Genomic DNA, 21,753 nt, shown 5'->3' with positions numbered 1-21,753 from the left:
ATTAGTTATCCTGGCTTAGCGTTTGCTGCAAAATGGTCAGCACTAACTCGCTAAAGGTTAAGCCGGCAGCTTTGGCTGCCATCGGTACTAATGACTTTTCAGTCATGCCTGGTACGGTGTTTACTTCCAGTAAAAAGTGTTCGCCTTGCTCGTTTAGCATTAGGTCAACCCGGCCCCAGCCTGCTGCACCTACGGCATTAAAAGCAGCCAATGCACAGTGCTGCATGGCAGCCGTTTGCTCGGCCGTTAACGGTGCCGGACACAAGTATTCGGTACTATTGGCCTGATATTTGGCTTCGTAATCGTAAAAGGCGCGCGGTGTGCGCATTTCAACAATCGGTAGTACCTTGTCACCAACAATAGCAATGGTGAATTCGCGGCCATTAAGCCAGCGCTCGACTAAAATTTCGCTGTCGTATTGCAAGGCCGCTGCTATGGCTTGTTGCAACTCAATGGGGTTGCTGGCGGCACTCATGCCGATACTAGAGCCTTCATTAGCCGGCTTAACCATTACTTTGCCACCAAGCTCGGCCAGTAAGCCGGCGTAATCGACGGTTTGGTTCGTTACTACCGCAAAAGGCGCGGTAGGCAGGTCTTGCGCCACAAATAAACGCTTACAACGAATTTTATCCATGGCCAGCGCCGACCCCAACACACCGCTACCGGTGTAAGGCACAGCCAATAATTGTAAGGCGCCTTGCATGGTGCCATCTTCACCACCACGACCATGCAACACAATAAATACCCGGTCGGCTTTAACCTCGGTAAGTAAGCTGGTTAGGGCTTGCTCAGCCGGGTCAAAGGCCACGGCATTAATACCAGCCTGTTGCAGCGCACTTAATACCGCCTTACCAGAGCGCAGCGATACCTCACGTTCAGCCGAATGACCACCAAACATTACCGCTACTTTGCCAAAATTGCTCATTGCCCACTCCCTGACAGCTGTTTTAAGCCGTTAATATTCAGCTTTACCGCCGCCAGTTCCTTTACCAGGCTGCCTATGTTGCCCGCCCCCTGAGTAAGCACAATGTCACCATCTTGCAGTACTTCGGCCAGGGCCGCTGCCAATGCCTTAGGCTCGGCGACATACACGGGTTCAAGTTGGCCCCTGGCACGAATAGAGCGGCATAAATTACGGCTATCGGCACCGGCTATCGGTGCTTCGCCAGCGGAGTACACTTCTAGTAGCAACAGTTTGTCGACACTAGACAACACGGCAGTAAAATCTTCGTAAAGATCACGGGTACGGCTGTATCGGTGTGGCTGATAAGCCATCACTAATCGCCGCTCTGGCCAGGCACTGCGCACAGCAGCAATAGTTGCCGCCACTTCGGTGGGGTGATGGCCATAATCATCAATTAATAAGGCAGTACCGCGGCCAGTGTCAAACTCGCCATATTGCTGAAAGCGGCGGCCAATACCTTCAAACTTACCAAGGGCAGCTAATATAGCCTGCTCGCTAATACCTTCATCTGCCGCCAGGGCAAAAGCGGCGGTGGCATTTAGGGCATTATGTTTGCCCGGTAAATTCAGTTGTACTTCACGCTGCTGGCCAGCCGGATCGGTAATAACAAAAACCCCTCGCGTACCTTGCTGTTTATACTCGGTTATCCGGTAGTCAGCATCGTCACTAAAGCCATAGGTTAGTACCGTGCGGCCAATAGCAGGTATTAATTCGCGCAAAACGTTATCGTCAATACACACTACTGCCATGCCATAAAATGGCAAATTGTGGCAAAACTCCAGATAGGTGTCTTTTAACTTTTCAAAATCACCCTGATAGGTGTCCATATGGTCGGCTTCGATATTGGTAATTACCGTGGCCATGGGTTGTAAATGCAAAAATGAGGCGTCGCTTTCATCGGCTTCGGCAATTAAATAGCGGCCAGCGCCTAAGCGGGCATTGGAGCCGGTTGAATTAAGCAAACCACCAATAACAAAGGTAGGGTCGGTACCGGCTTCGGCAAAAATAGACGCCAGCAAACTGGTAGTAGTCGTTTTACCGTGGGTGCCGGCAATGGCAATACCATATCGAAAACGCATTAGCTCACCAAGCATTTCAGCCCGACGTACTACCGGAATACGCTGCGCTAAAGCGGCGGCCACTTCCGGGTTAGACGCTTTTATAGCACTGGATACCACAACCACGCTGGCGGCAGCAACCTGGCTGGCATGATGGCCAAATTTTACCTGAGCACCCAGTGCCACTAAGCGGTCTATTACTAAGTTTGGCGCAATATCAGAGCCGCTAACCTTATAGCCTTCGTTTAGCAACACTTCGGCAATGCCACCCATGCCGGCACCGCCAATGCCAACAAAATGGATCCGCTCTACCCGGCGCATGGCCTGTTTTTTGTGTTGTACGGTGGTTATCATCCTACTTGTCCTATTACGTGCCGGCTTAAGGCCGCGATATGCGCTGCCGCATCTATGGTTGCCAGGCTTTGTGCCCGCTCAGCCATCTGGCGCAGCGGCGCTTTATTCGTTAACCAGGGGGTCATTATTGGCAGCACACCCTGTTGTTGTAATTGTTGCTGCGACAATATTACCGCCGCTTGCTGGTCGGCCAGCACCCGGGCATTGGCCGTTTGATGATCGTCAATGGCGCCTGGCAGAGGTACAAAAATGGCGGCCAGTCCTACAGCAGCTACTTCGCTTACGGTTAGCGCGCCGGCCCGGCAAACTAGCACATCGGCCCAGCGATACGCCTCGGCCATATCGTCAATAAAGGCACTAACGGTTACCTCAACACCACGCGTTGTTAAGGCCTGATAGGCTTGCGTTACTTCGGCTTGCATGCGTTGGCCGGTTTGATGACGCACCGCAATAGACCCGCTATTAGCCAGTTCGGTTAGCTGCGCCGGTAATGCCTGGTTTAGTGCCTGAGCGCCGAGGCTACCGCCGACGATAAGTATATTCAGGCACTGGGTGTCTGGCCGGTTAAGCCGGCACTTTAATAGCGCCGCCCGAATGGGGTTGCCCACCAACTGGCGCTTACTATGGCCTTTAAACGCACTGTCAAAGGCCACTAACACCTGATTCGCCAGCCGCGCCAGTAAGGTATTGGTACTGCCGGCAATGGCGTTTTGCTCATGAATAAGCAGCGGTATACCGTTAAGCCAGGCCGCAACACCACCGGGACCACTGGCATAGCCACCAAATCCCAGTACCAGTTTCGGTTGTAACTGCCGGCATATTTTGGCTGCCTGCCACAGAGCCTTTAGTACCATCCAGGGTGCGGTAAGCTTGCTGGTTAGCCCTTTTCCGCGTAAACCCGCTACCGCTATGCCATAGAATGGCCAGCCAAAACCGGGAACTAATTGCGCTTCCATGCGGTTATTGCTGCCCAGCCAGGCAATATCCCAGCCATCGGCAGCCAGTGCAGTTGCCACTGCTTGTGCCGGAAAAATATGCCCGCCGGTGCCACCGGCCATGATCAGCGCCAATGGCTTAGCCATGTTTGCCACCACTGAGTGCCTGCGTACCTTTTAAGCGAACTTCAAAATCGATGCGCAGCAGTAATGCCGCAGCTATCAGCATAATTACCAGGCTACTGCCGCCAGAGCTGACAAAAGGTAAAGTTAAGCCTTTAGTTGGCAGCGCACCGGTTGCCACGCCAATATTGACCGCAGCCTGAAACCCAATCCAGATCGCCAGGGCGTAAGCCATAAAACCATGGAAACTTAAGTTTTTCTCCAGCGCACGCTGGCCAATCTGCAGCGCGCGATACACTAAGGTAAAGAGTAAGCCTAATAAAAAGGCGATGCCGACAAAGCCGGTTTCTTCGGCAATAACCGCCAGAATAAAATCGGTATGCGCTTCTGGCAGATATTCCAGTTTTTGAATACTGTTGCCAAGGCCTTGACCAAACCAGCCACCACGACCAAAAGCCATTAACGATTGCGTTAACTGATAACCGCTACCAAAAGGATCTGCCCAGGGATCAAGAAAAGCGGTAACCCGCTTCCAGCGATATTCGCTGTAAACAATTAACACGCCAATGGCCATCGCGCCGGTGGCGATTAAGCCAATAAATTGCCCTATTTTAGCGCCTGCCAGAAATAGCAACGCCACGGCGGTGGCAAACATCACAATAACGGTGCCTAAGTCGGGTTGCATTAATAGCAATACCGCAAATAAAAACAGTACTACTAACGGTTTGATAAAACCTTTCAGGTTGTCGCGTACTTCTTCATGCCGGCGCACCAAATAACTGGCCAGATAGACAAAAAAGAATAACTTAGCCGGCTCGGCTGCCTGCAAACCAACTGGCCCAAGCGACAGCCAGCGGGTACTGCCGTTAACATTTTTACCAAACAGCAATACCGCGACTAATAGCAATATTCCTAACAGTAGCAGCCACATATTGCCGTGATGCCACCAGCTTACCGGAACCCTCAATACCAATACCGCCATGGTTAAGCCGATACCTAAATACACCAGATGGCGGATAGTAAAATGCAATGGATTATTAAATATTCGCTCGGCCACCGGCATAGAGGCACTGGTTACCATTACCACGCCAATAGCTAAAATAAGCATTAATATGGTTAAAAACAGTTTGTCGTAGGCGGCACTTTCATCTGTGTGCCACAACTGTGTCAGGCTATGCCAAGATTGTTGCCAAAACGATAACGCCAGTGGCTTCGCGACGGTATTCATAGCGCCAGCTCCTGTACCGTTTTAGCAAATAATTCACCACGATGAACATAGCTTTTAAACATATCCAGGCTGGCACAAGCCGGTGATAACAACACCATATCGCCATTTTTTGCCAACTTAACTGCCTGCTGCACCGCAGCAACTATATCTTTAACCTGAATGGCTTGTGGGTACAACGCAGCAATAGCTGGGCCGTCCTGGCCTAAGGTAATTAAATAATTAACATCGCGCTGTAATACCGGTTGTAATTCGCTGACATCGGCGCCTTTAGCATCGCCACCGGCAATTAAAATAAGCTTGCCACTCACCTCAGGTTTTAAACCGGCAATAGCCGCCAGCGTAGCGCCAATGTTGGTGGCTTTTGAATCATTAACCCAGCGGATACCTTTGTGGCTTAACACCAACTGACAACGATGGGCCAGGCCAGTAAAGCGTTGCAACGTGGTAGCAATGGCGTCACGACTGGCACCAACACTTAACGCCAACGCCGCTGCCGCTAAGGCATTAAACTGATTATGGCTGCCACTTAGCGCTAACTTGCTAATGGCTAACAACGGCGTACCGGCTACCTTAAGCCAGCGCTCACCCTGATATTCTGTAATGCCGTAGTCTGCCTGGCTGTCTATAGCCGCACCTGCCGTAAACTCCGTTGTTAGCAAGCTAATAGCGATACGGGCAGCATTACCGGCCGTTGCACCCGGATATGTTCTGACATCGGCCTGGTTATACACGGTTAATGCCGTATGTTGAAAAACCTGCTGTTTTGAAGCCGTATACGCCGCCATGTCGGCATAACGGTCGAGGTGGTCGGCACTGACATTTAATAAACAACTGGCGCGGCTTTGCAAGCTGCTAATAGTATCCAGTTGAAAGCTAGACAGCTCTAGGACAAATACATCGGTATCGAGCTGGCGCAAGGCATCAAGTACCGGCAAGCCAATATTTCCGGCTGCCAGAGCGTTAATGCCGCTTTGTAATAGCATATCGGTTACCAGCGAGGTAACCGTTGATTTACCATTAGAGCCGGTAATGGCTATAACCGGTTTTTGATTAAAACGGGCAAATAATTCGACATCGCCTATTACTTCTACGCCTTGCGCTTTGGCAAACCGAATGGCCGGATGGCTTACTGCCAGGCCAGGGCTAAGAATAATCATATCCATTTGCGCCAGGCGGTTTGCGTCAAACTCCCCCAGATAAATACCGTCTACTTTGTCGGCGGCTATCTGCTCTAACCCTGCAGGTTTAGGGCGGCTATCCATTAATACCGGTTTTACCCCTTGCGCCAGCAAAAAGCGTACGGTAGCCAGACCTGACAGGCCCAGCCCCACTACCGCTATGCGTTTGGCGTTGAGGGTAGTATTCATTTGTTATCTCAGTTTCAGGGTCGCCAGACCCACCAGTACAAAAATAATGGATAATATCCAGAACCGGACAATAACCCGTGGCTCTGGCCAGCCTTTTAACTCGTAATGATGATGAATAGGCGCCATGCGAAATATCCGTTGGCCGCGCAGTTTGTATGAGCCAACCTGCAAAATGACCGATATTGTTTCGATCACAAAAATGCCACCCATGATAAACAACACAATTTCCTGACGAACTAAAATAGCAATAACACCCAGTACTGCGCCCAGCGCCAGTGAACCAACATCGCCCATAAATACCTGCGCCGGATAGGTGTTAAACCATAAAAACCCCAGCCCGGCGCCGATCATCGTGGCGCACAGCACCACCAGCTCGCTGGCATAGGGTAAATAAGGAATATTCAGGTAAGCCGCGAAATTAACGTTACCACTGGCGTAAGCAATAATAGCGAAGGCGGCGGCGACCATAATAGTCGGCACTATTGCCAGGCCATCCAGGCCGTCGGTCAGATTTACCGCGTTGCTAGTGCCGACAATAACGAAGTAACTCAGCGCGATAAACAGCAAGCCTAATTGCGGCATTACGTCTTTTAAAAACGGCACTAACAAGGCCGTTTCTGCTGGGCGCTCTGCGGTCATATACAGAAATAGCGCGGTAATAATGGCAAAAACTGACTGCCAAAAGTATTTCCAGCGGGCGATCAGGCCTTTGGGATCTTTGCGAATTACTTTGCGGTAGTCGTCAATAAAACCGATGGTACCGAAGCTCACCAACACAAACAGTACTACCCAGATGTATTTGTTGTTTAAATTAGCCCACAGCAAGGTACTCACTAAAATTGAGCCCAAAATAAGCAAACCGCCCATGGTCGGAGTGCCTCTTTTAGAAAAATGACTTTCCGGGCCATCGCCGCGCACTACCTGGCCTATTTGCATTTTTTGCAGTCGGGCGATTAGGATAGGGCCAAAATATAAACTCAGAAATAAGGAGGTTAAAACCCCCAAAATGGAGCGAAAGGTTAAATAACTGAATACATTAAAAAAACTAATGTACTGCGTCAAATATTCGGTTAACCACACTAACATGGGCTATGCTCCTGCTGACATCTTTCTAGCAAGTCTTGCACGACTAACTCCATTTTTGCACTGCGCGAACCCTTAACGAGGATGGTGACCTGTTGCTGGCTTAACATTAACGGCATTAGTTGGTCTAACATTGACTGCCGCGAGCTAAAATGAGCACCTTGTCCATTGAACACGGTACTCGCGCTCTGTGATAACACGCCCAGGGTGAATAACAGATTAATATCCGCTTTTTTGGCGTATAAACCAATTTCTTCATGATAAATACGGGCATCGGCGCCCAGCTCGGCCATGTCACCTAACAGCAGCACCCGATAACCGGAATAGCTGGCCAGTAAGTCAATGGCGGCTTTAGCTGACTCGACATTAGCGTTGTAGCTGTCATCAATTATTTTTAACTGCTTATTTAACTGATTAATAGTGGTGCGGCCTTTTACCGCGGCCATGTGTGCCAGCCCTAATTGCACATCGCTAAACGTGGCGCCAACCGTAATGGCAGCAGCAGCAGCGGCCAGCGCATTGGCCACATTATGTTTACCCGGCAGGCTTAGCTGAACCAACACGTGCTCATCGCCATACACCAGGTTAAAACGGGCGCAACCCAAGTCATTTAGCACTATGTTTTCGGCCCGGATATCAGCGGGGTTTACCGTAATATCTGGCTGGTTTTGCGCTGTAGCCTTAGCCTGGTAGTAACTGGCAAAACGAATGATATTTAACGAGGCACAGCGGCTTAACCAATACCCGGTAAACTCGCTGTCATGCTGAATAACAACGGTGCCGCCCAACGCTACCCCGGAGAAAATTTCGCCTTTCGCTCTGGCAACACCGAAGGTGTCACCAAAGCCTTCTAAATGTGATGCAGCCGCATTGGTTATAATGGCCACGTCGGGCTTTACCAGGGCCGTGGTATAGGCAATTTCGCCGGCATGGTTGGCACCCAGTTCCAACACGGCAAATTTATCAGCTGCGGTTAAACGTAATAAAGTAAGCGGCACGCCGATGTCATTATTAAAATTACCCTCGGTTGCTAATACCTTGCCACAACGGCTCAGAATGGCCGCCAGCATTTCCTTAACGGTGGTTTTACCGGCACTGCCGGTTACCGCGATGGTTTTTGGCTGTACCCGGGCTTTAATTGCCGCGGCTAACTGGCCCAGTGCTACGCGGGTATCTGCCACCACAATCTGGCTAACCGTGCTATCGAGTGGTGTGTCTACTATTACCGCGACGGCACCTTTAGCAATAACGTCTTCAACAAAACGACTGCCGTCAAAATTCGGGCCTTTTAAGGCAATAAACAGCCCACCGGCAATGATGTTACGGCTATCGGTGCTGACTGTATTGATCGGCTGATCGTTACCAATTAACCGGCCCTGCACCATGGTTGCTATTTCGGTACAGCTTAGCGTAATCATAATGCCATCTCCGACATCAGTTGCCGCACGTAAGCACGCTCGTCGTATTGATGCTGCTGCTGGCCGATAATCTGCGTGGTTTCGTGACCTTTGCCAGCCAACAGGATCACATCGCCCTGCTGGGCACTGGCCAGCGCCAGTTTAATCGCGAGCTGACGGTTTGGCTCAATGCAGTAGTTGTCGGCATGCTGCATACCGGTTTCTATTTCCTGGCAAATTTTTAAAGGCAGCTCGCTGCGGGGATTATCAGAGGTAATGATGCTGTGATCGGCAAAATGCTGCGCCAACTGGCCCATAATGGGTCGCTTGCCTTTGTCGCGATCACCACCACAACCAAACACACACCATAAGCGGCCCGCACAGTGCTGACGCAAGGCGATTAGTGCCTGTTGCAGGGCATCAGGGGTGTGAGCATAATCTACCACCACCGTGACGCCATGCTTGAACAAGAATTGCTCCATACGTCCGGCCAACGGCTTTAACTTTGCGGCGGCATGCAGCAAGGCGGTTAAATCATACCCCAGTGCCAACAAACTGCCGATAGCCGCCAAGGCGTTTTGAATATTAAATTCGCCCAATAATGGCAAATGCAGCTGATGTTCACCAGCATGACTGCTAATCAAGCACTGATAGCCATGTTCTGTAGCCGTTAATTGGTGATAACCCAAAAACCGCGACTGCTGCTGGCAATCTTCAGCTTTACCATATGCCCAAACCGGAATATCGTACCGGCTGGCCAACGCTTTACCAAGAGGGTCGGAGACATTAAGTACTGCACAGCGGCTCATATCAGGTTGAAACAATAAGCTTTTTGCCTGGCCGTACGCCGCCATACTGCCATGATAATCGAGATGATCGCGGCTTAAATTAGTAAACACCGCGACCTGAAATTGCATACCGGCAACCCGTTGCTGCACCAGCGCGTGTGACGATACTTCCATTGCCACTATTTTTCTTTGCTGCTGCACAAACTGCGCAAGAATACCCTGCAATTCAATATAATGCGGCGTAGTATTAGCCAGTGGCGTCAACTGCTGCCAATGGCCATAGCCTAAAGTACCTATTACCGCCGCTGGCGTAGCCAGTTGCTCGGCTAGCTGATTAATAAAGCAGCTGGTACTGGATTTACCATTAGTGCCGGTAATACCAATGCATTGCAGCTGTTTTTGTGGCTGCTGGTAAAAACGAGCGGCTAGTTCTGGCATTTGCTCGGCTAAATCGGCCAGCACCATCACCGGTTGATCCGGATAATGACCACTGTCGGTTAATACCAGCGCCGCGCCCTGTGCTAATGCCTGGTCAATAAACTGATTACCATGCTGGTTTATACCTGGCAGGGCCACAAACACATCGCCGCTGACCACGTTACGGCTATCTACTTGCAGATGTCGCAGCGGCCGGTCGGCAAACTGTTGGCTTACTTCAGGCAGCCATAAATGCAGTTGGTTAGTTACCATTGCGGCCTCCGTTACGGCTAATCAGCGCAGAACCTGTGTTAGCGTCTGGGGTAACATTTAACAGTTGCAGGCTGGCACCCATAATACTGGCAAACACCGGCGCCGCAATTTCACCACCGTGGTAGACATCGCCGGCGGGTTCATTAATTACCACCACCGTAACAATTTTTGGATCTGATATTGGGCCCAAGCCAACAAACGAGGCAATGTAATCATCGCCATAGCCACCGGCAATAGCTTTACGAGCAGTACCCGTTTTGCCACCTACCCGGTAACCTTGCACCTGCGCACGAGTTGCGGTACCACCAGGGCCAATATTAGCTTCCATCATTTCCAGCATTGCCAGAGCATACTGCTGTTTTATAGCCCGCTGGCCAGCATAGGGTTCCATATTTTTGATAATGCTAAGTGGCCGGTTAATACCGCCGTTTGCCATAGTAACGTAGGCGCGGGCCAGCTGCACAGCGGTAACAGATAAACCATAACCGTAGGAGAAGGTGGCGCGTTCAAAGTCTGACCAGCGCTGCCGGTAACTGAATATGCCGCTACTTTCACCGGCTAATCCCAGCCCGGTTTCTTCGCCTAATCCCATGCTGTTATAAAGGCCCAGCACATGTTGTTGCGGTACTTCCAGCACCAGTTTTGCCACGCCCATATTGCTGGATTTTTGGATAATGCCGGTTAAATCGAGCTTTTTATAATTATTTGGGTCACGTACCCAACTGCCACCAATGCGCATGGTACCGGGGCTGGTGTCCACTATGGTATCAAGCGTAGCGGTACCAAACTCCAGCGCACTTAATACCGCCAGTGGTTTCATGGTAGAGCCAGGTTCAAAGGTGTCGGTAATGGCCCGGTTACGAAAACGATGTACCGGCGTGTTACGGCGGTTATTCGGGTTAAATGACGGACTATTCACCATGGCAAGCACTTCACCTGTGGCGACATCAACCACCACGGCTGAGCCTGACGTAGCGCCATGCGACAATACGGCTTTTTTCAGTTCACGATAGGCCACCGTTTGAATGCGCTGATCAATACTTAATTGCACATTAGCCGGCGCGGTCGAATCATGGCGCTCAAGCACTTCAATTTCACGACCCTTGGCGTCTTTACGAAATACTTTACGCCCGGCAGTACCCGTTAATAGGGCATCAAAGCGTTTTTCAACACCTTCTACGCCAACATCATCGACATTGGTAAAGCCTATCAGCTGCGCCGTGACTTCGCCGGCGGGGTAATAGCGTCTTGATTCCTGACGAAAATGGATCCCCGGCACTTTCAGCTTTTTAACGTACTCCACCACCGCCGGGTTAACCTGGCGCTGCAAGTAAACAAAACGCCGTTGTGGGTTATCACCCACCCGGCTTAACAACTGTTGCGGGGTCATTTGCATTATGTCGGCCAGCGCATGCCAGCGCCGCTCGTCACCGGGGGCGTTGCGTTCAATAACAATTTTAGGATCTGCCCAAATGGCTTCAACCGGTACACTTACCGCCAGGGCTTCACCGTGGCGATCGAACACCATGCCGCGCATAACCGTATCGGCTTCAACCCTTAGGCTACGCAAATCACCCTGGCTTACCAGCATGTCTGGCTCGATCACCTGCAACCAGGCAGCACGGGCCAGTAGCGCCACAAACACCGCCGAGATGCTGACCATTACAAAGGCAAAACGCCAGTTGATCACGGCCGGATACTGGCGGGCTTTAGCTTGGCTTTTACGCGGTTTAGCAGTCATTGCGGCCTCACCATAATATCGCTATCGCCAGAAGGCCGCTGCATGTTCAGGCGGCGCCTGGCAATATCTTCTACCCGGCTATGTTCGGCCAGCGAACGCTGTTCCAGCAATAAATTGCGCCACTCGGTATCCAGTTGGTCGCGCTGCTGGTAATGCATGTCTTGGGCTATGGTTAGCTGCCGGTTTAAATGCGCCAGATACACTACCGTTAAAGCCGAAGCAATGCAGGCCAGCAAGAGCAGCGCTACCAGCTTATGCTCGCGCCAGTCCTGGCTAATTAACCGTTCCAGTTGAATGTGGCTCATAGCGCAGGTTTCCCCGCTAGGTCTTGTTTTTCTGCTATGCGCAGCACCGCACTGCGGGCTCTGGGGTTAGCAATAAGCTCGGCCTCGGCAGGCATCATGGCTTTGCCAATCAGTTTTAGCGGAATAGCATGGTTTAACTGAGCTTCGGTTAACGGCATACCACGCGGTACGGGTTCGCCTTTGGAATAGCGACGCATAAATTGCTTTACTAACCGATCTTCTAATGAATGAAAACTGATCACCACCAGCCGGCCACCCGGCTTTAATACCGCCATTGCCGCATGCAGTGCCAGCTTAACCTGCTCTAGTTCACTGTTTACGTAAATGCGGATAGCCTGAAAGCTACGGGTGGCCGGATGCTTTTTCTCTTTGTGACTTTTCGGCACCGTCTCACTAATTAATTTTGCCAGCTGCGCCGTACGGGTGAACGGGGTTTCCAGCCTTGCAGCTACTATAGCCTGAGCAATACGCCAGGCAGAGCGCTCTTCACCATATTCGCGTAATACAAAGCTGATATCTTCAACATCGGCACTGTTTAGCCACTCGGCAGCCGACACGCCGCTGCTGGGGTCCATGCGCATATCAAGCGGGCCATCGCGCATAAAGCTAAAACCACGGTCAGCATCGTCAAGTTGTGGTGATGACACGCCTAAGTCAAGCAGAATGCCATTAAGTTTACCGCTGAGCTGTTGCTGCTCAGCGACGGTTGCCAGGGCGGCGAAGGGGGTATGGCTGATATGAAAACGCACATCAGCTTGCAGTGGGGCTGCAGCAGCAATGGCGGTGGGATCGCGGTCTATGGCATATAAACGGCCAGTAGGACCAAGTAAATTGAGAATAGCCCGGCTATGGCCACCACGGCCGAAGGTACCGTCCAGGTAAACCCCGTCGGCTTTAATAGCGAGTCCGTCAATTGCTTCATGCAGCAAGACAGCGATATGGGCATTATTAGTCATCTACAGTACAAAGTCCTGTAATCGTTCTGATAATTCCACCGTGCCGGCCTGTGCTTGTTCCAGCTCAATATCAGCGGTTAAGCGCTCGTGCCAGGCGGTTTCATCCCAGATTTCAAATTTATTAAGTTGACCCACCAGACGGATATTTTTCGTTAAACCAGCATGCTGGCGCAGTGGCGCCGGCACTAATATACGGCCACTTTTATCCATGTCGCAGTCGGTAGCATTGCCCAGCAGTACCCGTTGAAAACGGCGCTCCTGCGGGTTAAGGCTGGATAGGGCTTTTAGCTTTTCTTCTATTTCTTCCCACTCAGCCAGCGGATACAATAATAAGCAAGGGTCGTGCAAGTCGATGGTGCAGATCAAATGCCCCTGATTTTCAGACAATAGGTGTTCACGGTAACGCGCGGGAAGCGCTAACCGGCCCTTATCATCTAATGTCAGTGTAAATGACCCACGAAACATAACTTATCTGCCTGGTTAATCGGGCTGCGTTTTTTAGCGCAGCACCCGCCTGAATCGTCCGGAAAGCCGAAAGTGATCCACAATTACCCACAAAACCCCACAACGATACAGTTTAGGGCTCAGCTTTAACGCTTGTCAAGGTAAAACCCCGTACGCTTAGCGATTACGATCCAGTAAAAACAGTAGCCAAAGTGAAGTTGATGATTTTGGTGGGAAAGTGCTGCAGCGTAATTTTTACCAAACGGGTAATAGTCAGGGTGATCTGGTCGCTAGCTTTTTTACCAGAAAACTTGCTATTGCTGAATAAATTATTCAATATAAATTTACATATTGCATAACTAATTTTTTGCCGGTCACGGCTAACCGCACCGGTGGAGCAACCAATAACGCCTATGCTGAGCTTACTAAAAATCCGTGGCATGCTGGACCAGATGTCGGTTATCGAGCGCAAACTGGCCGAATTTATTCTGGACAATGCGCATATGCTGCGCGACTACTCGTCGCAGCAGCTCGCTGACGCGGTGGGGATTAGCCAATCAAGCGTGGTAAAGTTTTGCCAAAAGCTAGGCTATAAAGGTTACCCGGATTTAAAGCTGGCCATTAATGAAGCCGTGGTTACTGCCAGCACACTAAACCGCGACCAAGTTGATAAAAATACTGATGATGGCAGTTTATTAGGTATTGGTGAGCAATTGCAATTTAGCCTGCAACAACATTTACAAACCTTACTGACTATTAATGATGAAAAAACCCTGCTACAGGCAGCACGTTTGTTAGAAGGGGCCGATTTAATTTTACTGGCGGGTTTTGCTAAGTCGGCCATAGTAGTGGCAGATATGCAGTTTCGATTACTGCAGCTGGGCAAACTGGCACTGCATCATGCTGATCCGGCACTGGCGCTGCAACTGGCACGAAGTTTAACTGACAATAGCGTGTTACTGCTGGTATCAGACTCAGGCCAAAATAGCGATTTATTAAAACTGGAGCATTACGCCAAAAGCCGGCAGCTAAAAATAATTTCGATGACCAGTTATAAAACTAACGCGCAAAATCTGGCTGCTGACATTACCTTATTTACGCTTAGTGCTGAGGAAGATATCCGGCTTAACCCCATTTTAACCCAGCTAGCGCAACAACACCTTTGCCATATGTTGTATTTGCAGCTTTGCCAGTGGCAGAATAATGACCGGGCGTTAACAGAAAGTACCGAATTACTCGGTTTGCTGGAAAAACCCTAAGCATATCCTGCCACAGAACCGGCAACCGTTACGGCAACATTATTAAGCCTTCGATGGCAGTAATACCCAAGCCTGGCGCAGTACCAATGGTAATGTCGGCGTCATTAAAGTTAACGCTACTGCGCACCGGATCAAACGCACAAAGCGACGGGCCATCTAAGTCAATTTTGGTAATAACATCCGATTTTGCAACTGCAACATGCACCGCCGCTGCCACACTTATACTGCCCTCCAACATGCAACCTATCATGCACTGCATGTCGTAAAACGAGCAAATGTCGGCAATTTTTATTGCATTGGCAATACCGCCGGTTTTCATCAGCTTGATATTAATAATGTCGGCGGCGCGCATTTTAATCAGGTCAATCACTTCGCGCGGGCCAAAGCTGCTTTCATCGGCCATTACCGGGGTATTAACCCGCTCGGTAATGTATTTTAAACCTTCTAAATCGTAAGCTTTTACCGGTTGCTCTACCAGCTCCAGCCGCACGCCGGCATCTTCTAATTTCCGCAGTGCATACACGGCTTCTTTAGCTGTCCAGCCTTGGTTGGCATCCAGCCGGATTAATGCCTTACCCGCTACGGCGGCATATATCGCTTTAACCCGTTCAATATCTACCCCAATATCTTTACCCACTTTCACTTTCAAGGTTTCAAACCCGCGCTCAACCGCACTAAGCGAATCGGCTACCATTTTATCGATATAGTCGACACTGATGGTAATGTCGGTGGTTATTTTTGGCACGCCACCGCCCAATACTTTGTATAACGGCGCCTGATACAACTGAGCAAACAAGTCATATACCGCCATTTCAACCGCGGCTTTAGCGCTATAATTTTTCATTATAGCGCCCTGAATAAGGCGAATAATATGGTTTAAGTCGGCAATCTGTTGCCCCAGCAGTTTGGGTTTTAGCACGCTTTTAATGGCATCAATAATCGAGCCATGAATATCACCGGTTATGACGGCGGTAGCCGGTGCTGAGCCATACCCGCTATGGCCGGTGTCGGTGTCGACTATCACCACGACATCTTCAATTTGCTGTACCGTGCGCAGCGCCGTTTTAAACGGGGTTTTTAAGGGTATGGTCAGCATACCCAGCCGGATGTTGGTAATTTTCATATATCCCTCAATTAACGCAATGATTTAATAGCGTATATTTTATCCAGATAACTGCTGTTAGCGGTGAGTTGCAGCGGGGTTAGCGGCGTAACAGCAACACCATTTAACACCCCCTGATACAACACGGGCTTGGCGGCTGTAGTATCAGTATTAGTGTCAGAAAAGTAGGCCAGTTCATGCACTGAATGAATAACAAAAGGCTCACCGTTAGCGGCGCCTAAATACAGCATAACGTGACCGGGCCGGTAAATTAAATCACCTACCGCCGCCTGGTTTAACGCCGCCAGCTTTTCAGTGTGGCTGCTTTGCGGGCTAAAAAGCACATTACGACCATAGCCGCCCTCGCCCTGCTGGCCGGAATTACGCGGCATATCTATACCAAAACTACGATAAATTTCAATAATAAAGCCGGTGCAGTCGCGGCTGTCATAATCGTGGCCCCAACCATAACGATCGCCGAGAAATTTAAATGCCTGCTGCACAATATTGGCTGGGGTGTAGGGCAGGTATCCCAGGCTAACATCTTGCTGGCGGGCAATAAGTGCCGGGCTAAAACCCAGACTGCCATCGACGTTTTTGATGGGCAGTTTAACAATATAACTGGCATGCGGGTTTTGGCCGTGTACATTGTGGCCGGTTTCGTTGCTGCTCATTAACGGCAGCCGCGATCCCATATCTAATAGTAACGCTGAAATTGCCGGTAATTCAGGGGTGAAACTGGTATAGGCCCGGGCACCCGTGACCACTAAAAATGGTGTTTGTTTGCTGTAGGCTAACACTTGCTCGCGTGGCCCTATGGCCAAATCGTTCGCTTGTACCCAGCCAATATAATGGTAATTTTGCACTAACCACCACTGCTGGTCGCGGGAGTGATGTAGCACCGCTACCGCTTCGCCTGGAAATAAAGCGGTTTCCTGGAAACGATCTAAATCCAGAGCCATATTCTGGTTATGCACCCGATCATTAGTTGGCATGCTTCGTAACGCCGTGCGCGTAAGCACCAGAGCAAACTGCAGTGGGTTGCTAGCTCGTACGGCGTCAGTATTTAAGCGTTGCTGGTAAGCCTGCCATTGTGCGGCACTAACGGCGCGGCCATCGCTGTAAAATCGTGGTTGGTCAGCGTTGGCACTGGCATTAACAATAATGGCGGTTAATGCCGCGGCTGAAAAGCTGGCGGGCAAACTGGCCAACTCGGTCATGCTGGCTTGCTGCGCATAGGTTTGGACATTACGGGCACTTATTTGGGCCTGATTCAGCAATACCGTGTTGGCGTCTGTCAACTGCTGCAACCAATAGCGGGCATGCAGCTGTTCGGTTTTTAACAACGGAATATCTGACTCGGCATAAGCACCTTGCTGAAAACAGAGAGCGCTTAAGCATACTACCAATAAAAAACAACAACTTAGCTTCATTTTACCCTCTTAATAGCACAGCAATTAGCTCGCATAACTTTTATAATAGCTGCAATTAGAATCAAATATTCCAATTATTAATAGTTTTTAGCATAAATTATTTTCAAAACCAAAAATTTATTGCTATGTTCATTTTGTGCAGAAAATAAACATGTGCATAAACATTAAAACGGGCAAGCAGACCCGGGTAACGGTTAACCATTATAAAAACAGAAATACGCCACTCCAGGAGAGAAAGTGATGAAGTTAAATAAGCTGGTTCAGGCTTTTGCCCTAGCAGGCTTGAGCACACAAGTATTTGCCCAAGATACCGCTCAACAAACCGATACAATGGCGACTGACGCCAAAGTTGAACGGATCCGGGTAACCGGGTCTAGTATTAAACGTACCTCCGTTGAAGGTGACTTACCTATTACGGTGTTCAGCCGTGCCGATATTGATGCCGCAGGTATCACCTCAGCAGAACAACTGCTGTTGCAAATGAATATTGCCGGTAACTCGTCTGATAACCTGGCCAGTAATGGCGGTATCGTCTCTGAAGAGCAACGGGGCAACAACGGAGTATCGGGTGCGAACCTTCGCGGCCAAGGTGCGGATGCAACACTGGTGCTGTTAAACGGGCGCCGGGTAGCCACCCATGGTTTAAAAGGCCGCGCGGTAGACTTAAATTCTATTCCTTTTGCCGCACTGGAACGGGTTGAGGTATTACGAGATGGTGCTTCTGCGGTCTACGGTACCGATGCTATCGGTGGGGTTATTAACTTTATTACCAAGTCAGATTACACCGGTGCGGAAGTGTCGACCTTTGTTGATCATACGGAAGCGGGCGGCGGTAATATCTACCGCACCAATTTGCTGCTGGGTACTGGCGACATTAACAAGGACGGCTGGAACGTATTTGGCACCTTGTCTTATAAGAAAAATGAAGTACTGGCCGGCAACGATCGCGCTTTCTCTAATACCTTTCAGCCAGAGCGTGGCTTGTCACCAGACACCCGCGGCACGCCGTTTGCCACCGTATTTAACCGCGGCTCTAGTCAGCCTAATTTAATTGGTACCGGCTTAGTAGACCCACGGGATGGTCAATCGGTTACCGCCATTAACATTCTTGACTTGCCTGGTGGTGCTGGCTGTGAAAACGGCGGTGCTAATATGGGACCGTATAGTGACCAGCTGTGGAGTTCAGCGTCATCCCGCTATGCTTGTGCCTGGGATTACCCGGCCGCTGCCCGTATTCAGCAACCGCAAGAAAGCTTGGATTTTATTGGTCGTGCCACCTTTAAGCTGTCTGAAGATCATCTTGCAACCCTAGAATTTGTCGCCTCGGAAGTGGATGTCAGTAAGGCATTTGAACCCTATCAAATTTCTCCCGGTTCAACCTTTGGCCCCAGCACCTGGTACCCGAGTACCGGCGCTTCATACGATCGTATTTATAATGCCTTGGAGGGTTACTTTGGCGCCGCGCAACTTAATTACGGCGAAGCTATTGCTTACCGCTGGCGTTGTATGACCTGTGGTGGCCGTGAAATTGAAACTACCACCTCAGCCTATCGTTTGTTGGCGTCGCTGGAAGGGGTTATTGCTGGCTGGGATTACAACGCCGGTATTTCCAGAGCGTCCAGCGAGTCTGATTCAGTATTGGGCGACGGCTACTACTTTACCGATAAGTTACAACAAGTATTGGGCAGTGGTTTAATTGACCCGTTTTTACTGCCAGGACAAAACCAATCAGCTGCCGGTCTCTCAGCACTAAACGCCGCTTCGGCGCGCGGTGTGCAATTATATGGCGGCGAGTCGATTATGACGCAAATTGACGCCACCCTCTCTGGTGAAATTCCGTTTGAGCTCTCTGGTGGCAACATTATGATGGCGGTGGGCACCGATTTGCGACGAGAAGAGTTTAAGTTTAATGGTGACCAGCGAGCGGAAATGCGCCCGGTATTTTTAGCGCCATTTGATAATGCTAACGTGCTGGACAAAGTAAGCCGTGATATTAAAGCTGTATTTGCTGAAGTGTACTTACCGGTACTGGATAACCTGGACGTAACGCTCGCCAGCCGCTATGACAAATACGATGGCTTTGGTAGCTCTACTAATCCAAAAATATCGTTCAGCTTTCGGCCAATAGAACAGCTGATGTTCCGCGGTGCCTATAGTACCGGCTTTAAAGTGCCGTCGTTTAATCAATTGTTTAATGGTGTTACCGAGTCACAGTATACCGGCTTAGATTTAGCCGATCCGGCTACCTGTCCAAGCGGTGTGGCTGATGAAACGATTGCCGGTTGTAGTCGTATTCAGCCGGTAGAAATTTTCGGCGGCAAAGAAGATTTGTCACCAGAGGAATCTGAGCAGAAGAGCTTTGGTTTTGTGGTGGTGCCAGTGGACTACTTTAATTTCAGTATCGACTGGTGGGAAATTGAACGTACCGATACCATTCGCTCAGCGCCGCGTGACGTGCTGATTGAAAACTATAACCTGTTTACGGATAACTGGATCCGCGATGGACAAGGCCAGATTGTGGCAATAGACCGTCGTTATATTAACTCGGGCGGTACTTTAACCCGTGGTATTGAACTGGATGCCAACCTAACCGGCGAATTAGCGGGTGGCAATTGGAAAGTAAACCTCAATGGCAGTTATATTGACACCTTTAAAACGAAAGGCATTGATAGCTTACCCTATAGTGAGAATTTGGTTGGCGAGTATGTTCGCTATTTCAACTTGCCATTAAAATGGAAACACACGCTGAATTTCAGTTATGTGCTTGGTGACTGGAGCCACAGCCTGACCCAGCTTTATCGTGATGGCTATAACGATGAGTTACCGGTAAGCGTTCGTAATGGCAGTTTTGTGCCAGCGCAATGGGATCCGAAGGTAGATACCTACATTACTTATAACTACAGCGTAACCTACAAGGCTATCGACAATTTAAGCCTGACATTTGGTATTAAAAACCTGCTTGATGAAGACCCACCGTTTACCGCGCATCAGAACGACTTTGCTGCCGGTGCAGCCTGGGAGCCACGCGTGGCGGATCCTCGGGGCCGGGCCTATACCTTGTTACTGGAATATAAGTTTATGTAAGCCAGCACCCGCTCTTCCTGGTACCTTTTGCCCGCCTTGTGCGGGCTTTTTTATAACGACAAGCTGTCTATCCATTGATAAAAAGCAAGACATAAAAAAACCGCGCTAAGCATTATCGGCTTAGCGCGGTTTAATATATTAAGCGAGTTGGCCATTAAGCCGGGTTCTGTGCTCTGTTGCCAGAGTAGCAATCATTCCTCTAGGGCTTACGTCACCGTAAGCCTCAAGCAATCTACCCGCCCTCAACGCGGGCCGCGCCATAGAGGGCCTATTTGATCTTGCTCCGGGTGGAGTTTACCGTGCCACGAACTGTTGCCAGCCGCGCGGTGCGCTCTTACCGCACCCTTTCACCCTTACCTGATCCCGTTCTTTCCAAAGAAAGGCGGGCCATCGGCGGTTTGCTCTCTGTTGCACTGGTCGTAGGCTCGCGCCTCCCAGGCGTTACCTGGCACCCTGCCCTGTGGAGCCCGGACTTTCCTCCCCTTGCTTACGCAAGCAGCGATTGCCTTGGCCAACTCAGGGCGGATTATACGCTAATCAGGCTGAACTGCCAGCCCATTCTAACGCCAGCTTATACAGCGGGTTTTTCTTTTCATTGTGTATTTGTGCGGTCAGCGCTGCCGCCTGTTTTACCGGTAATTCAGCCAGTAAAATTTTCAAGGTTTGCTGCACTTGCTCGCTGATGTCGCTGGCGGCTCTGGCCGGTTCAGGTGCTATCATTAGCACCATTTCGCCCTGACAGCGCTGCGGATCGGCATTCAGCCAGGCCTGTATTTGTGCCGGTGTGCCATGGCAAAAGGCTTCATAGGTTTTGGTTAGCTCTTTGGCCAACACCAGTTGACGCTCCGCCCCGAGCACTGTTGCAACATCATCGAGACATGCCTGAATACGCCGGGCGGTTTCATAACACACCACCGTACCCACTGCGGCCGGCAACGCCGCCAGTTGCGCCTGACGCTGGTTGCTTTTAGCCGCCAGAAAACCAATAAACAAAAATTTATCGGTGGGTAACCCGGCAGCACAAAGCGCGGTAATAACAGCACAAGGGCCAGGTATAGGCACCACGTTTACCCCCGCCTCACGGCACAACCTAACTAGGTTATAACCAGGGTCGCTGATTAATGGCGTGCCCGCATCCGATACCAGCGCGACCGCTTCCCCTGCCTGGCAACGGGCAATGATACTGGCGGCCCGCTGTTTTTCATTATGATCATGCAGCGCCAACGTACGGGTTTGCACCCCCAGGTGTGCCAGTAACTTGCCGGTATGCCGGGTATCTTCAGCCGCGATACAGCTAACCTGTTTTAAGGTGGCTATCGCGCGCTCGCTAATGTCAGTTAAATTGCCAATAGGCGTAGCAACAACGTACAACGATCCAATTTGTTTAGTCATATTTCGCTATTTATTTGAGCTTGGCGGGCAGTCTCAGTAAGATAGCCCTA

17 protein-coding genes and 1 other RNA gene are annotated in these 21,753 nt (G+C 50.2%); 2 read left to right on the top strand and 16 right to left on the bottom strand.

The window, feature by feature from the left end; all coding sequences use genetic code 11:
• Position 1: 1 nt before the first annotated feature.
• The 12 genes from VT06_RS08695 to mraZ are packed head-to-tail and all read right to left on the bottom strand — an operon-like array spanning position 2 to position 13,454.
• Complete coding sequence (locus tag VT06_RS08695) at positions 2-925, bottom strand: D-alanine--D-alanine ligase (RefSeq protein ID WP_046553903.1); 924 nt, start codon at positions 923-925, stop codon at positions 2-4.
• Complete coding sequence (gene murC, locus VT06_RS08690; protein ID WP_046553902.1) at positions 922-2,376, bottom strand: UDP-N-acetylmuramate--L-alanine ligase; 1,455 nt, start codon at positions 2,374-2,376, stop codon at positions 922-924. Before murC ends, VT06_RS08695 begins: the two co-directional genes overlap by 4 nt.
• Positions 2,373-3,458, bottom strand: a complete 1,086-nt coding sequence (gene murG / locus VT06_RS08685; protein WP_046553901.1) for an undecaprenyldiphospho-muramoylpentapeptide beta-N-acetylglucosaminyltransferase — start codon at positions 3,456-3,458, stop codon at positions 2,373-2,375. The genes murC and murG overlap by 4 nt, the downstream gene beginning before the upstream one ends.
• Positions 3,451-4,662: a cell division protein FtsW gene (ftsW, locus tag VT06_RS08680; RefSeq protein WP_152658999.1), complete on the bottom strand. Its 1,212-nt coding sequence runs from the start codon at positions 4,660-4,662 to the stop codon at positions 3,451-3,453. Before ftsW ends, murG begins: the two co-directional genes overlap by 8 nt.
• Positions 4,659-6,029 (bottom strand): UDP-N-acetylmuramoyl-L-alanine--D-glutamate ligase, encoded by a 1,371-nt coding sequence (murD, locus tag VT06_RS08675; protein WP_046553900.1) that lies wholly within the window; start codon positions 6,027-6,029, stop codon positions 4,659-4,661. The genes ftsW and murD overlap by 4 nt, the downstream gene beginning before the upstream one ends.
• Before the next feature lie 3 nt (positions 6,030-6,032).
• On the bottom strand, positions 6,033-7,115 hold the full coding sequence (gene mraY / locus VT06_RS08670) for a phospho-N-acetylmuramoyl-pentapeptide-transferase (protein ID WP_046553899.1): 1,083 nt from the start codon (positions 7,113-7,115) through the stop codon (positions 6,033-6,035).
• Entirely contained in the window at positions 7,109-8,530 is a 1,422-nt protein-coding gene (gene murF, locus VT06_RS08665; protein WP_046553898.1) for a UDP-N-acetylmuramoyl-tripeptide--D-alanyl-D-alanine ligase, read from the bottom strand. The genes mraY and murF overlap by 7 nt, the downstream gene beginning before the upstream one ends.
• Positions 8,527-9,987, bottom strand: a complete 1,461-nt coding sequence (locus VT06_RS08660; protein WP_046553897.1) for a UDP-N-acetylmuramoyl-L-alanyl-D-glutamate--2,6-diaminopimelate ligase — start codon at positions 9,985-9,987, stop codon at positions 8,527-8,529. The genes murF and VT06_RS08660 overlap by 4 nt, the downstream gene beginning before the upstream one ends.
• Positions 9,977-11,728, bottom strand: a complete 1,752-nt coding sequence (locus VT06_RS08655; RefSeq protein ID WP_046553896.1) for a penicillin-binding transpeptidase domain-containing protein — start codon at positions 11,726-11,728, stop codon at positions 9,977-9,979. The genes VT06_RS08660 and VT06_RS08655 overlap by 11 nt, the downstream gene beginning before the upstream one ends.
• Complete coding sequence (ftsL, locus tag VT06_RS08650; RefSeq protein WP_046553895.1) at positions 11,725-12,033, bottom strand: cell division protein FtsL; 309 nt, start codon at positions 12,031-12,033, stop codon at positions 11,725-11,727. Before ftsL ends, VT06_RS08655 begins: the two co-directional genes overlap by 4 nt.
• Entirely contained in the window at positions 12,030-12,989 is a 960-nt protein-coding gene (rsmH, locus tag VT06_RS08645) for a 16S rRNA (cytosine(1402)-N(4))-methyltransferase RsmH (protein ID WP_046553894.1), read from the bottom strand. Before rsmH ends, ftsL begins: the two co-directional genes overlap by 4 nt.
• On the bottom strand, positions 12,990-13,454 hold the full coding sequence (gene mraZ / locus VT06_RS08640; RefSeq protein WP_046553893.1) for a division/cell wall cluster transcriptional repressor MraZ: 465 nt from the start codon (positions 13,452-13,454) through the stop codon (positions 12,990-12,992).
• Between the two features lie 371 nt (positions 13,455-13,825).
• Between mraZ and VT06_RS08635 the strand changes: the two genes are divergently transcribed.
• Complete coding sequence (locus tag VT06_RS08635; RefSeq protein ID WP_235357390.1) at positions 13,826-14,692, top strand: MurR/RpiR family transcriptional regulator; 867 nt, start codon at positions 13,826-13,828, stop codon at positions 14,690-14,692.
• A gap of 28 nt (positions 14,693-14,720) precedes the next feature.
• Here the strand turns inward: VT06_RS08635 and VT06_RS08630 are convergent, their stop codons facing one another.
• Together VT06_RS08630 and VT06_RS08625 are read right to left on the bottom strand one after the other, a co-directional pair.
• A complete protein-coding gene (locus VT06_RS08630; protein WP_046553891.1) occupies positions 14,721-15,815 on the bottom strand; it encodes a dipeptide epimerase in 1,095 nt (364 codons plus the stop codon).
• An 11-nt stretch (positions 15,816-15,826) separates the two neighbouring features.
• Positions 15,827-17,227: an SH3 domain-containing protein gene (locus VT06_RS08625; protein ID WP_052750205.1), complete on the bottom strand. Its 1,401-nt coding sequence runs from the start codon at positions 17,225-17,227 to the stop codon at positions 15,827-15,829.
• A gap of 240 nt (positions 17,228-17,467) precedes the next feature.
• Between VT06_RS08625 and VT06_RS08620 the strand changes: the two genes are divergently transcribed.
• Positions 17,468-20,311: a TonB-dependent receptor gene (locus tag VT06_RS08620; RefSeq protein WP_046553890.1), complete on the top strand. Its 2,844-nt coding sequence runs from the start codon at positions 17,468-17,470 to the stop codon at positions 20,309-20,311.
• A 139-nt stretch (positions 20,312-20,450) separates the two neighbouring features.
• Here VT06_RS08620 and rnpB read toward each other — a convergent pair.
• Both rnpB and rsmI read right to left on the bottom strand, forming a co-directional pair.
• Positions 20,451-20,830: RNase P RNA component class A (gene rnpB, locus VT06_RS17530), an RNA gene on the bottom strand.
• Positions 20,831-20,848: 18 nt separating this feature from the next.
• Positions 20,849-21,703, bottom strand: a complete 855-nt coding sequence (gene rsmI / locus VT06_RS08615) for a 16S rRNA (cytidine(1402)-2'-O)-methyltransferase (protein ID WP_046553889.1) — start codon at positions 21,701-21,703, stop codon at positions 20,849-20,851.
• Positions 21,704-21,753 lie beyond the last annotated feature (50 nt).

Source organism: Arsukibacterium sp. MJ3 (assembly GCF_000987765.1).
In the GTDB taxonomy this organism is placed as follows: Bacteria; Pseudomonadota; Gammaproteobacteria; order Enterobacterales; family Alteromonadaceae; genus Alishewanella.
This window is presented reverse-complemented; position numbering and strand designations above follow the sequence as displayed.

What these genes read in the sequence shown, in the direction of transcription:
- VT06_RS08695 (WP_046553903.1), bottom strand. Translation starts at nt 925, where the DNA reads ATGAGCAATTTTGGCAAAGTAGCGGTAATGTTTGGTGGTCATTCGGCT.
- murC (WP_046553902.1), bottom strand. Translation starts at nt 2,376, where the DNA reads ATGATAACCACCGTACAACACAAAAAACAGGCCATGCGCCGGGTAGAG.
- murG (WP_046553901.1), bottom strand. Translation starts at nt 3,458, where the DNA reads ATGGCTAAGCCATTGGCGCTGATCATGGCCGGTGGCACCGGCGGGCAT.
- ftsW (WP_152658999.1), bottom strand. Translation starts at nt 4,662, where the DNA reads ATGAATACCGTCGCGAAGCCACTGGCGTTATCGTTTTGGCAACAATCT.
- murD (WP_046553900.1), bottom strand. Translation starts at nt 6,029, where the DNA reads ATGAATACTACCCTCAACGCCAAACGCATAGCGGTAGTGGGGCTGGGC.
- mraY (WP_046553899.1), bottom strand. Translation starts at nt 7,115, where the DNA reads ATGTTAGTGTGGTTAACCGAATATTTGACGCAGTACATTAGTTTTTTT.
- murF (WP_046553898.1), bottom strand. Translation starts at nt 8,530, where the DNA reads ATGATTACGCTAAGCTGTACCGAAATAGCAACCATGGTGCAGGGCCGG.
- VT06_RS08660 (WP_046553897.1), bottom strand. Translation starts at nt 9,987, where the DNA reads ATGGTAACTAACCAACTGCATTTATGGCTGCCTGAAGTAAGCCAACAG.
- VT06_RS08655 (WP_046553896.1), bottom strand. Translation starts at nt 11,728, where the DNA reads ATGACTGCTAAACCGCGTAAAAGCCAAGCTAAAGCCCGCCAGTATCCG.
- ftsL (WP_046553895.1), bottom strand. Translation starts at nt 12,033, where the DNA reads ATGAGCCACATTCAACTGGAACGGTTAATTAGCCAGGACTGGCGCGAG.
- rsmH (WP_046553894.1), bottom strand. Translation starts at nt 12,989, where the DNA reads ATGACTAATAATGCCCATATCGCTGTCTTGCTGCATGAAGCAATTGAC.
- mraZ (WP_046553893.1), bottom strand. Translation starts at nt 13,454, where the DNA reads ATGTTTCGTGGGTCATTTACACTGACATTAGATGATAAGGGCCGGTTA.
- VT06_RS08630 (WP_046553891.1), bottom strand. Translation starts at nt 15,815, where the DNA reads ATGAAAATTACCAACATCCGGCTGGGTATGCTGACCATACCCTTAAAA.
- VT06_RS08625 (WP_052750205.1), bottom strand. Translation starts at nt 17,227, where the DNA reads ATGAAGCTAAGTTGTTGTTTTTTATTGGTAGTATGCTTAAGCGCTCTC.
- VT06_RS08620 (WP_046553890.1), top strand. Translation starts at nt 17,468, where the DNA reads ATGAAGTTAAATAAGCTGGTTCAGGCTTTTGCCCTAGCAGGCTTGAGC.
- rsmI (WP_046553889.1), bottom strand. Translation starts at nt 21,703, where the DNA reads ATGACTAAACAAATTGGATCGTTGTACGTTGTTGCTACGCCTATTGGC.